We start from the raw sequence: 11,322 nt of genomic DNA on the forward strand, positions 1-11,322 counted from the left end.
TTCGTCTTTTGACCCGACAATGGCAACTCTCTTTTTTCTCCGACGAATCCGACGCGAACGGCGCTCCGCCACGCACCGACCACCCCGCCGGTCATGCCGCCCATCCCGCCCCCCATCATGACGTTGACAATCGACATAAAACCCATCATGTCGGGCACACGACGCATGAACAACACCCATCCAACGGCAGCCAGGACCGTCCCGACCGTCGATCCGACCACTCCGCCCACCATGGCACCCATCAGGGACCACATGGCTCCATGTTGCTTGTGGATTCCGACGACCTCAAAAGGGTGATTCGTCGAAGACAACAGATCTTGGACACCTTTCAATCCGATCCTGAGTCCCAAATAACTGCCGGAAAGGGAACCTGCGCCGGCGAGGATCAGGGTCAAAAAACCGGATGTACCCGCCAGGAAATCGAGGATGCCGCCGAAAAGAGCTGCGGAAAAGCTGCCCCATGCACAGCTCCATCCCGTTGTCCGGTACAGTCGATCCACGATGTTGACCACCTTTCTCTGTATAATGAGTCCCAAAGTCCGTCACCGACCGGGTATGAAGAAACACCCATTTGGATATATAAAAAGTTCATTCTAATATTCTACAATAGTCTTGTGAATCCAAGACGAACCTTTAAGTCGAGCCCGACTTCGGCATGCCCGGCTCCCCGGGATGGGAGCCATCTCGATGAGTTGTCGAATCGGCCTCCAGTTCAGCCAAGGAGATGATCAACGGTGTCAAGGATCGATGAAGCGCGCGAGATGTTTGCCCGTATGGAACAGGCCTGGTCGGACGGAGAACGAACCGCTCTGTTGACGATTACCCAGGTGAAAGGCTCGGCTTATCGCCTTCCCGGCGCCAAAATGATGATGACGGAAAAAGGGAAGATGCTGGGAACCCTCAGCGGCGGTTGCCTCGAGTCGGACCTTTACGGATGGGCGGAAAAAGCCATTGAGGAAGGCAAACCCCGCCTCGTCCATTATGATCTCAGTGAAAGCGAGTTGTGGTCCCTCGGGATTGGTTGCAAAGGAACCATGGAAGTCGCCATTTTTCCCGTTCATTCCTCGGATCCGTTTTGGCAATCGGTGCGGGAGGCCGTGGCCCAAGATCGCGTCATCTCGTTGGCCATCGAACTGCCGACCGGGGTCCGCGCCGCATTTGAAGGCACGAATCCAATCGCCGGAGATATGGACGCGTTGCCAGCAGTCGTCGCGCAACAATTGATGCAGCGCGTCTGGAGTCGGACGAGGGCGGAGGTGGCCGTTGTCGATGGCCGGCGCTTTTACGTCGACACGATGAGGCCGAGCGAACGGCTGATCATCTGCGGTGCGGGCCACGATGCGGTGCCCGTAGCGGCTCTTGCCGCCAAGTGCGGGTTTCGTGTCACCGTGCTCGATCCGCGCAAAGAATTTAACGGGACCGGCCGTTTTCCCGCGGCCGAACACCTGGTGGTCGAACCGGATCAAGCGGATCCTGCGCAACTGTCCGCCAGCTGGTGGGTGATCATGAACCACCTGCAATTGCGGGACGAAGCGGCGTTGCGTTTGGCGCTGCAAGCCCATCCCAAGTTCGTCGGCGTACTCGGTCCCGTGTCGCGAACCCAGGAAATGCTGAACAATATCGGGGCCGACTTTGACAGCGGTCCGATCCATGCTCCCATTGGACTGGATATAGGCGCAGAAACGATCGACGAAGTGGCGGTTTCGATTGTGTCGGAATTGCTCGCCGTGCGATCCGGCCGATTGGGAGAATCCCTGCATGGGCGGGAGAAAATTCATGGTTGACGCTTCAACGGGGCGGCTTGGGGCGCCGCTCCTCGCATTACCCCGCCCAGCACCGCTTTTTTCCAAGTCGCCACATCGTGGACATCGACAAAGGTGTCGATGTACGGCAACGCCATCGACATCCCCGTCGAAGTCGGCTCATATCCCGGCTCGCCGAGCAGTGGATTGATCCACACCACGCGTCCCGCTCGGTCCGCCAGGTCGCGCATGGAGTTGTGCATGTGCTCCGGATGGCCGGCATCATAGCCATCCGACGCGATGATGACGCACGTGTGGCGATGGAGCAAACCGGGATACCGCCGAAGCAATTGTTCCAACGCTCCGCCGATCCGGGTGCCGCCTCTCATTCCCGGCAGATCGGATGATGGAATGCCCGAAACCCCTTTGCGGGCGATGAGCGATGTCACCCGCAGCAGCCGCGTGGAAAAGAGAAAGATTTGCGTGCGCGCCCGGGCCCGGGTGAACGACCAGGCAAGAGACGTGAGAAACGGCGCATAGGGCTTCATGGAGCCGGAAATGTCGAGGGCCAGGACAATTCGCGGCCTGTCGGGACGGCGCCGGCGCATTTTCAGGACGAAGGGCTCTCCGGCGCGGCGCAGGGCGCTCCGCATGGTTTGGCGCAAATCGATTTTCTCCCTTCCCCGGGATCGCCACTTGCGGCCGCGCGGTGCGTTCATCGTGCGCACCGCCAACCGGGTGAGATGAACGACCTCCTTTAACACCCGATCGTCCGCCCGCAATGCGAACCGCTCACCAGTGTCCGGATGATATCCGGCGAGAAACCCCTGCACCGTTTCCGCCGGCGGACGCTCCGCCCGCCGACCGCTGCCGGTTCCGCCGACCGATTCATCCGGCTGCAGGCGGCGCTTTTGCTTCAGTCGAACTCCCCGACCACAAAAGTATCGTTCAAACAAACTGGGAAAGATGCCCCATTCGGCGGGTGTTCGGGAGTAAATCGCCCGAAAGGCGTTGCAGACTTCGTCCATGCGGTCAAGGTTCAATTCTACCAGGGCGGCGATGGCGGTCAACGTTTCCGAAATCCCGGCGCGAAATCCATAGTTTCGCAGCCAAGGCGCGAAGTGGGTCACCTGCGTGACGATGTCGCCTGTCAACCCGCCAATCCCGTCAGCGGTCAGGCGTTCCATAGCACGTCGAGCCCCCTCTCCCGCACAAGGTCCAGGTCTTCCTGGGTTTTTAACAAACATCCGAGGGTCACCCGGATCACTCCTTCGTTCAATTCCTGCGCTTCTAATTCCATCAGTGCCTTGGCAAAATCGATCGATTCCGCCAGTCCCGGGGGCTTGAGCAAGGACAACTTGCGCAACCTCCGCACGGCGCGCGCGATCTGCTTCGCAAGTTCGGGCGCGATCCGCGGCACATGTAAAGAGACAATGTCCGCCTCCTGTTCCAAAGACGGGTAATCGACCCAAACGTACAGACAGCGCCGGCGCAGGGCGTCCGACAGGTCCCGGGTGCGATTGGAGGTCAACACTACCATCGGAGGCTCATCGGCGCGGAACGTTCCCAACTCGGGAATGGTCAATTGGAATTCCGACAGAAATTCCAGCAACAGCGCCTCGAATTCTTCATCGGCCCGATCCACTTCGTCAATCAGCAGCACCGGAGCCGGCCTTTCCCGCAGGGCCCGCAAAAGCGGGCGCTCGATGAGAAATGGCTCGCTGTAAAGGGCCGCCTGGTTCACGGTACCGTCGGAGAAAGCCGCGCGCGCCGTCAGCAGCTGTTTGGGGTAATCCCAGTCGTACAACGCCTGGCTCGCATCCAGTCCTTCGTAGCACTGCAGGCGAACGAGGTTTATTGAGCGAACGGTGGCGAGCGCTTTCGCCAGGGCCGTTTTTCCCACACCTGCAGGGCCTTCCAATAACAGCGGACGGGCCAGCCGCTGTGCCAAGTGCAGGACAGTGGCCAGCCCTTCGTCAACCACATAGTTTGCCTCCCGCAATTCCTCTTGCAGTCGGCGCACCTGCTCGTTCATCCGTCCATCCTCCACGTCCAGCTGTTCAACCTTCCTCCGGTGCGGCCGCGTCCGCCACGGCGGCCTCCGCTTCCGCCGCCGCATCGAGCAGGGCCTTTTGAAAATTTGCGAATACCTTTTGAATGATTTTACGCGCTTCTCCATCAATCAGCCGCCCGCCGAGGCTGGCGATCGGTCCGCTGATCACGGCATCGCACTGCCATTTCAGAAGGGTTCCGTTCTCCACGTCAGTGAGCCTGACTTCCACATTCATCTCGACCCCGCTGCCCATGCCCCCTCCCTTAATCGGGAGGGCCATCACCATTCCCGGTTCTACCACGGACAGTTCACAGGTCAGGTCAAACTTGCCGCGCACAGGTCCGACGCCCACCTTTACGCGAGCGTTAAAACGATTCTCACTCTCGACCTTCAATTCGAGCAAATCGGGAATACAAGGCCCCACTCGATGGGGATCGGTCATAAACTCCCAAACCTTTTCCCTCGGCAGCTCAAGGGTATATTCTCCTCCATATGTTCGCATGGCTCTGCCTCCCCACATGTTTTCAGTCAATGCTTGTGCCGCCGCCGATCTCCGGCCCAAAGCCCGGCCGTTGCCGACGGATCCCCATTCGGCGCCTCGTCAAGCGTGGCTCAGATAGGCTTCCGGATCGCGCGCAAAACGGTCCCGACACCCGGCGCAGCAAAACCCGTAGATCGTTCCGTCCAACACCAGACGGTGAGGAGACTTTTCCAAGTCCACGGTCATTCCGCAAACCGGATCGATCACTTGTCGGGGGGCCGCAAGCTCTCGGCTGTCCGTGGCCTCTTCGGGTTCCGGATGCTTTTCGGCCGATTGTCCCCGCCAGCGCACCTGGGCGTGGCGGCGGCGGCGCTCCACGATTTGGGCCAGAATGCTGAGGGCGATCTCTTGGGGCCCCAGGGCGCCGATATCGAACCCCGCAGGTGCTGTGACGAAGTCGATGAATTCGCTCGAAGCACCCGCTGCCGCCAGATCGGTGCGCATGGCCGTCCAGCGTTTCGGACTGGTGACCAAGCCCAGGTACCGGAGCGGCAGGGCGGACAGGGCCAGCAGTCCGTCGACATCGTATACCCCCATCGTGGCCACCACGCCATAGGCCGCCGTGCCGGTGTGAAGATCCAGTTGATTGCGCAGCCTGGTCGGCGGTTCGTCCGCAACGCCGCCGGGTGCCGCCTCTTCCAGAGAGATCCGGAGCGGCGCCAGGGCGAATCGGGGAGCCCATTCTTCCAGGGCGAGGGCGATCGGGGACGTTCCCACAATGATCAGCGGGGGATCCATGTTCTTGGGTTCCAGAAACAGTTCCACCGTGCCTTCGGATGCGCACGTCATGGACAGGACCGTCACATCTTCCTCCACCCGGCCAGGCGGCTGTGACGTGACCAGCACGAGTTTGCTCTCGCCGGTGCGCAGGCACTCCTGCGCTTGGCCGATCACCAGATCCCGCGTACAATGGCCGCCGACAAAGCCTTTCATCTCGCCGTCCGCCGTCACAATGGCTTTATCGCCGACCGTCGCCGAACTGGGCCTCTTGCGACGGACCACCGTCACCATGACATACGGTTCGGCCCGTTCATCCAACCTTTTCGCAGTCTCCCTGAGATTGTCCATCCGTTTGGCCCGGCGGCACCAAAACCGCCGGGCCTTCCCTCCTCCGTCCAGGATGGCGATCGAAATCACTCGTCGATGCCGTGTTCCCTCAAGATGCTCCATACCTTCCACGGAAAAATCGGCATGTCGATATGCTCCACGCCAAGCGGCGACAGGGCATCCACCACCGCATTGACGAACGCCGCGGGAGAACCGACATTCGGCGATTCGCCCACCCCTTTGGCACCGATGGGATGGTGCGGCGACGGCGTCACCGTGCGATCCGTTTCCCAATGGGGCGTGTCCAGCGACGTGGGAACGAGGTAATCCATCCAGTTCGGCGCCAGACAGTTGCCGTCCGCATCGTAGGGAATGTCTTGCATGAACGCGATCGCAAACCCTTCGGTGAGACCTCCGTGCACCTGGCCTTCGACAATCATGGGATTGATCACGTTGCCGCAATCATCGACGGCCACGAAACGCCGAACCTTGACGGCACCCGTGCCTTTGTCGATGTCGACCACGGCGATGTAGGCCCCGTTGGGAAAGGTGAGATTCGGAGGATCGTAGTAGTACGTCGCCTCCAAGCCCGGTTCCATGCCCTCCGGCACGTTGGTGTAGGCGGCAAAGGCGATATCTTTCATCGAGACCGATCGACCCGGCAACCCTTTCACCGTGAAGGCCAGGCCATCCCAGATCACATCGTCTTCGCCGACCTCCAACAGATGGGCGGCGATCTTGCGAGCTTTTTCCCGAATCCTGCGCCCGCAGAGTGCGGCGGCGCCGCCGGCCGTAGGCGTCGAGCGGCTGGCGTATGTGCCCAGCCCATAGGGCGCCGTATCGGTGTCGCCTTCTTCGATCAACACGTCATCCGCGCTGAGTCCCAGTTCTTCCGCGATGATTTGGGCAAAGGTCGTTTCGTGTCCCTGACCCTGGTGCCGCACACCGAGCCGGGCGATCACTTTGCCGGTGGGATGTACGCGGATCTGGGCACTGTCGAACATCTTGATCCCCATGATGTCGAAGGTGTGTCCCGGACCGGCGCCGACAATCTCGGTGAAGGTCGAGATGCCGATCCCCATGAATTCTCCCCGGGCGCGCTTTTCCGCCTGTTCTTTGCGCAGTTCGGCGTATCCGATGCGCTGCAGCGCGAGATTCAGTGTTTTTTCGTAGTCCCCGCTGTCGTATACCCATCCGGTCGGCGAGTGATACGGGAACTGATCCTTCCGGATGAAATTGCGGAGGCGCAGCTCGGCCGGATCCATCTGCAACCGCCGAGCCAATACGTCCATCACGCGTTCAATCAGGTATGAGGCTTCTGTGACGCGGAATGAACAGCGATAGGCCACCCCGCCCGGAGCTTTGTTCGTATAAACTCCGTCCACCTCGACAAATGCTGATCTGAAATCATAAGATCCTGTCACAATACTGAATAGTCCGGCCGGGAATTTGGACGGATCGGCGGCGGCGTCAAAAGCACCGTGGTCGGCGATCGTCTTCACCCGGAGCGCCAACACGCGGCCGTCCTCCCGGGCCGCGATCTCGGCCGTCATGTGGTAGTCGCGCGCAAAATTGGTGCTGGTAATATTTTCGGTGCGGGTTTCAATCCACTTCACGGGGACGCCCAATTTCAGGGAAGCGACGATGGCGCAGACGTAGCCTGGATATACGGGGACTTTGTTTCCAAAGCCGCCTCCGACATCGGGTGAAATGACATGGATCTGGTGTTCGGGAAGGCCGCTGACCATCGCGAGCACCGTCCGGTGGGCGTGCGGCGCCTGGGAAGTGACATAAAAAGTCAACCTCCCCGTGGCGGAATTGTAGTCGGCCACGCACCCACAGGGTTCGAGCGGTGAAGGATGGACGCGGGGAAAGCGCACATCCTGCTTGACGATCACCGGCGCGTCGCGGAAAAGGGCCTCGGTTTGCTCGCGGTCTCCCGCTTCCCAGTGGAAGATGTGGTTTGACTTCTTCTCTTTGTCTTCCCGGAGAATGGGGGCGTCCGGCTCAAGGGCCTTGAATGGGTCCACCACGACCGGCAAAGGTTCGTAATCGACCTCAATCAACTGGAGGGCGTCCTCCGCCTGAGCGCGTGTCTCGGCGACGACCGCGGCGACTTCTTGATACTGAAACAACACCTTGCCCGTGGCCAGCACCATCTGCGTGTCCCCCGCCATGGTCGGCATCCAGGCGAGGTTCATGCCGGCCAGGTCCTCGCCCGTGATCACCAGTTTGACCCCGGGTGCGGCCAGTGCCGCGGACGCATCAATGCGGCGGATGCGGGCATGTGCGTACGGACTGCGCAGCACGCACATGTACAGCATGTTCGGCAGCATAATGTCATCGATGTAGCGGCCCTTCCCGCGAATCAGTCGAGGATCTTCCTTGCGGCCGATCGACTTGCCCATGGGCCGCAGCTCAGTCTGTTGCAGTGCCACTGGCGGCCACCTCCCCCAATGCTTCTCGGGTTTTGTCCGCCATGGTGCGAGCGGCGGACTGAACGGCTTTCACGATATTCACATATCCTGTACACCGACAGATATTGCCCGAAAGCCCCTCGCGGATCTCCGCTTCTGTCGGCATCGGATTCTCCTGCAGGAGTGCGTAGGAAGCCATGAGCATGCCCGGCGTGCAATAACCGCACTGCAGCGCGTGTTCTTCCCAAAAAGCGCTTTGCAGCGGGTGCAGTTGACCGTCCTGATCCAGGGATTCCACGGTCAACACTTCGCGGCCGTTCGCTTGTACAGCCAGTACGGTGCACGACTTAACCGCTTTCCCGTCGAGAAGCACCGTACAGGCGCCGCAACTGGTCGTATCGCAACCGATGTGCGTGCCCGTCAGTTTGAGTTCTTCGCGCAGGTAATACGCCAACAATGTGCGCGGCTCGACATCCGATTCGTACAGGCGACCGTTCACTTTGACCCGGATGATCATTGAATGCCCACCTTTCCGTGCAGTTCTTCCGCAATTTCACGGAGTGCGCGTGAGGCAAAGATGCGTAACAGGTCCCGCTTATAAACCGCACTGCCCCGCAGGTCGTCTGTCGGGTCGGCATCTTCCGGCACCAGCTTTGATGCGGCCGAGATGGTCTCGTCAGTCAGAGGCTGCCCGATGAGCGCCGCCTCCGCCTTCGTTGCCCGCAGAGGAATCGGGCCGCAGGCGCAAATGCCGATGCCCGCGTCGCATACGAGGCCATCACCGCCAAGCCCGATGTGCACGGCCAAACCCGCGATAGCGAAATCACCGGCCTTGCGTTCCAGCTTCATGTACCGGGCGGCCACGGGTCCGGCGGGAGCCGGCAGATGGACCGCGATGGCGAGTTCATTTTCCTCCAGGGATGTCGCAAAGGTGTCCACGAAGAACTCGTCGATGGGAATTCGCCGACTTTTCTCCGGACTCCGCACTTCCACCTCGGCATGCAGGGCCATCATCGCGGTCCCCCAATCCGATGCGGGATCTGCGTGCACGAGGGAACCGCCGATTGTCCCGCGGTTGCGGATCAACGGATCGGCGATCCAGCGGGCGGTGCGGGACAACAGCGGGAATTGTTCGCGGAGTTCTGCCGAATGTTCCAATTCGGCATGGCGTGTCATTGCGCCGATCCGCAATGTTCCGTCGACTTCGCGCCAGCCTCGGAGATCGTCCACGTTGTTAATATCAATGAGTACGGCCGGGGCTGCGATGCGCAATTTCATCATCGGCAACAGGCTTTGGCCGCCCGCCAACACCTTGCCGTCGTAGCCGTACTCGGTCATGAGACGGATCGCCTCGTCGACCGATGTCGGCGCTTCGTACCTGAACGCATTGGGAAACACGGTAAAACCTCCTTTGCCTAAGAAATTCGATCGGTAAAACCTCCTAAAACGACGATCCAAGGAAGGTTGCTTCAAAAATTGGACAAAGATTTTTTCCGTTTCCTTAAAGTATTATAGAATGTTACAATAGGTATGGAATAGACCCGATTGGGTGTTTTTCGATACCCGATCGATGGGTTCCCAGCCGATCTCCTGCCGCTACAGCCTTCGAAAGGACGGGAGAGAGTCTATGCGTGAACCTTCGAATCAAGCTGAAATGGCACAGATTTTATCGGAAGCTTTGGAACGCCTGCAACCCTGGATGGAGGAGGGAATTGAACCGCTGCTGCAGGCCGCGGTTGACTATGCGCGAAAATTGGTGCGCGCCTCCTTCGCCGGGATTATCATCGTGGAACCCGAGGACCCGTTCGCCATCCGGTATTTGAAGGTTTCCGGCTGGCAATCGATGCCCGCCGAATTTCCAAAAGGGCACGGCATGTACTTTGTACCGGCAAAAACCGGCCACTCGCTGCGCGTGGAATCCATTTCCCAACATCCGCTATCCATGGGGGTGCCGTCGGGCCATCCGCCGGTCGAAGCGTTGCTGGCCATTCCGTTGAGGCACGGCGGGAAACCGATTGGCTGTATGTTTTTCGGCAAGCCGCCCAGGGCTGGAGCTTTTACCAAAAATGACGAAGACATTATGAACGGGTTTGCGTCATTGTGTGCGATTGCCATCTCATGGTGCGACCAAAAAGACGAAAACCGTTTTCACATTGTGGCGGAGGAACGGCGGCGAATTGCGGAGGAATTGCACGATTCGCTTTCGCAAACGTTGTTTGCGGTGTCCCGCGAGATTGACCGTCTGGAACGAATCCTGCCGACGGTGAGGGAGAAAGATGAAGTGCAGGTTCGGATCGCTCGTTTGCGCGAATTAACAGAACAATGTCAATCAGAATTGCGCACTATATTGTTCCGGCTCATGGATGATGAGGAAAAACCGAACGTGACCGCCTTGACGCATCTCGTGCAAGAATTCCAACGGGTGAGCGGGATTTCCACACGGCTGATTACGCACGGAAACTTCGGCCGCCTGAGTCTGTCCGTTCGGCAAGCCGTTCTTAAGATTGTCGCTGAAGCCTTGACCAATGTCTACCGCCATGCCAACAGTCCGGTCGCGGTCGTCCATGTTCTTGTGGAACCGGACCGGGCCACCGTCGCGGTGCAGGACGCGGGCGTCGGCATCTCCGACGAGGCTCTTCGCTTCATGAGCTATCCCACCGGACATTTTGGACTGTATTCGATGGCGCGGTCCGTGGCCGATCTCCATGGGACGCTGGATATCTTTCGCAATGACGACGGAGGAACCACCGTTCGCTGCACCTTTCCGGTCGACCCCGAGCAAGGGTCCATTTCCACAGGAGGTTTACAAGGGGGTGGAATCATTGGCGGAACGCATTGTTGTCGTGGACGACCATGAATTGGTTCAAATCGGTTTGCACACCCTTTTGACCGATCACGGATTGGATGTGGTCGGGTACGCCGGCACCGGATCGGAAGGACTTGCGCTCATTCAATCTCTGCAGCCGGATCTGGCCTTGATCGATGTGCGTCTGCCCGATATGAGCGGCATCCAATTGTGCCAGTCGGTACGGGAGGCCAATACACATATCCGGCTGGCCATTCTGACCGCATTGATGGATAAATATGTCGTTCATGCTTGTCTTCAGACAGGAATTCAGGGGTACTTGCTCAAGAATATGCCCGGAGACGAGTTGTTCCGCGCCATTCGAAATATTTTGGATGGAAAGTCGGTTCTCGATCCGGCGGTGACCGAGTATGCCCTGCGCTGGATTGAATCCCGCAAGGACAGTGAATCGGGCAAAGATGCGCTCGACTTGCGGGATGTGGAGATTCTGCGCCTGATGGCCCAAGGACGGACCAATCAAGACATCGGTAAACAATTGCATTTGTCCGAAAACACCGTCAAGGTCATTGTGAATGAGATCTATCGTCGCCTCGGCGTCAGAAGCCGCGTGGAAGCCGTCATGGAGGCGAACCGGCGCGGACTTCTGTGAACTGGGTTCTCTGTCCGGCATTCTTCGGGATTTTCGCCGGACCGGCCGGACGTCGGTGAGACGGGAG

General features: G+C 59.3%; 11 protein-coding genes. 3 read left to right on the top strand and 8 right to left on the bottom strand.

The annotated features are described in order from the left end of the window. The coding region (locus K6T64_RS15195) for a hypothetical protein (RefSeq protein ID WP_288010912.1) at positions 1-500 on the bottom strand (500 nt) is incomplete at its 3' end. 234 nt (positions 501-734) lie between these two features. On the opposite strand from K6T64_RS15195, the gene K6T64_RS15200 reads away from it, so the two are divergent. Next, a complete protein-coding gene (locus K6T64_RS15200; protein WP_288010913.1) occupies positions 735-1,784 on the top strand; it encodes an XdhC family protein in 1,050 nt (349 codons plus the stop codon). Here the strand turns inward: K6T64_RS15200 and K6T64_RS15205 are convergent. From K6T64_RS15205 to K6T64_RS15235, 7 genes are all read right to left on the bottom strand, one after another. Then, positions 1,775-2,929 (bottom strand): vWA domain-containing protein, encoded by a 1,155-nt coding sequence (locus K6T64_RS15205; protein ID WP_288010914.1) that lies wholly within the window; start codon positions 2,927-2,929, stop codon positions 1,775-1,777. The genes K6T64_RS15200 and K6T64_RS15205 overlap by 10 nt on opposite strands. Beyond that, the gene (locus tag K6T64_RS15210) at positions 2,917-3,777 is read right to left on the bottom strand and encodes an AAA family ATPase (RefSeq protein ID WP_288010915.1); all 861 of its coding nucleotides are present in this window, start codon (positions 3,775-3,777) and stop codon (positions 2,917-2,919) included. The genes K6T64_RS15205 and K6T64_RS15210 overlap by 13 nt, the downstream gene beginning before the upstream one ends. Before the next feature lie 25 nt (positions 3,778-3,802). Further along, a complete protein-coding gene (locus tag K6T64_RS15215) occupies positions 3,803-4,297 on the bottom strand; it encodes an SRPBCC family protein (RefSeq protein ID WP_288010916.1) in 495 nt (164 codons plus the stop codon). Positions 4,298-4,396: 99 nt separating this feature from the next. Next, entirely contained in the window at positions 4,397-5,473 is a 1,077-nt protein-coding gene (locus K6T64_RS15220; protein ID WP_288010917.1) for an XdhC family protein, read from the bottom strand. Beyond that, positions 5,470-7,821, bottom strand: a complete 2,352-nt coding sequence (locus tag K6T64_RS15225) for an aerobic carbon-monoxide dehydrogenase large subunit (protein ID WP_288010918.1) — start codon at positions 7,819-7,821, stop codon at positions 5,470-5,472. The genes K6T64_RS15220 and K6T64_RS15225 overlap by 4 nt, the downstream gene beginning before the upstream one ends. Continuing rightward, positions 7,802-8,317 carry a (2Fe-2S)-binding protein gene (locus tag K6T64_RS15230; protein ID WP_100668642.1) on the bottom strand — a complete coding sequence of 172 codons (516 nt, stop codon included), beginning with the start codon at positions 8,315-8,317 and terminating at the stop codon, positions 7,802-7,804. Before K6T64_RS15230 ends, K6T64_RS15225 begins: the two co-directional genes overlap by 20 nt. Beyond that, on the bottom strand, positions 8,314-9,198 hold the full coding sequence (locus K6T64_RS15235; protein WP_288010919.1) for an FAD binding domain-containing protein: 885 nt from the start codon (positions 9,196-9,198) through the stop codon (positions 8,314-8,316). The genes K6T64_RS15230 and K6T64_RS15235 overlap by 4 nt, the downstream gene beginning before the upstream one ends. Before the next feature lie 229 nt (positions 9,199-9,427). Between K6T64_RS15235 and K6T64_RS15240 the strand changes: the two genes are divergently transcribed. Both K6T64_RS15240 and K6T64_RS15245 read left to right on the top strand, forming a co-directional pair. Continuing rightward, complete coding sequence (locus K6T64_RS15240) at positions 9,428-10,657, top strand: GAF domain-containing sensor histidine kinase (RefSeq protein WP_288010920.1); 1,230 nt, start codon at positions 9,428-9,430, stop codon at positions 10,655-10,657. Then, complete coding sequence (locus K6T64_RS15245; RefSeq protein ID WP_288010921.1) at positions 10,623-11,255, top strand: response regulator; 633 nt, start codon at positions 10,623-10,625, stop codon at positions 11,253-11,255. Before K6T64_RS15240 ends, K6T64_RS15245 begins: the two co-directional genes overlap by 35 nt. Positions 11,256-11,322 lie beyond the last annotated feature (67 nt).

Source organism: Kyrpidia sp. (genome assembly GCF_023512215.1).
GTDB classification, from domain to species: Bacteria; Bacillota; Bacilli; order Kyrpidiales; family Kyrpidiaceae; genus Kyrpidia; species Kyrpidia spormannii.

Bases quoted from the DNA above. Each gene is read 5' to 3' on its own strand.
- K6T64_RS15215 (WP_288010916.1), bottom strand. From the start codon at position 4,297: ATGCGAACATATGGAGGAGAATATACCCTTGAGCTGCCGAGGGAAAAG.
- K6T64_RS15230 (WP_100668642.1), bottom strand. From the start codon at position 8,317: ATGATCATCCGGGTCAAAGTGAACGGTCGCCTGTACGAATCGGATGTC.
- K6T64_RS15205 (WP_288010914.1), bottom strand. From the start codon at position 2,929: ATGGAACGCCTGACCGCTGACGGGATTGGCGGGTTGACAGGCGACATC.
- K6T64_RS15210 (WP_288010915.1), bottom strand. From the start codon at position 3,777: ATGAACGAGCAGGTGCGCCGACTGCAAGAGGAATTGCGGGAGGCAAAC.
- K6T64_RS15240 (WP_288010920.1), top strand. From the start codon at position 9,428: ATGCGTGAACCTTCGAATCAAGCTGAAATGGCACAGATTTTATCGGAA.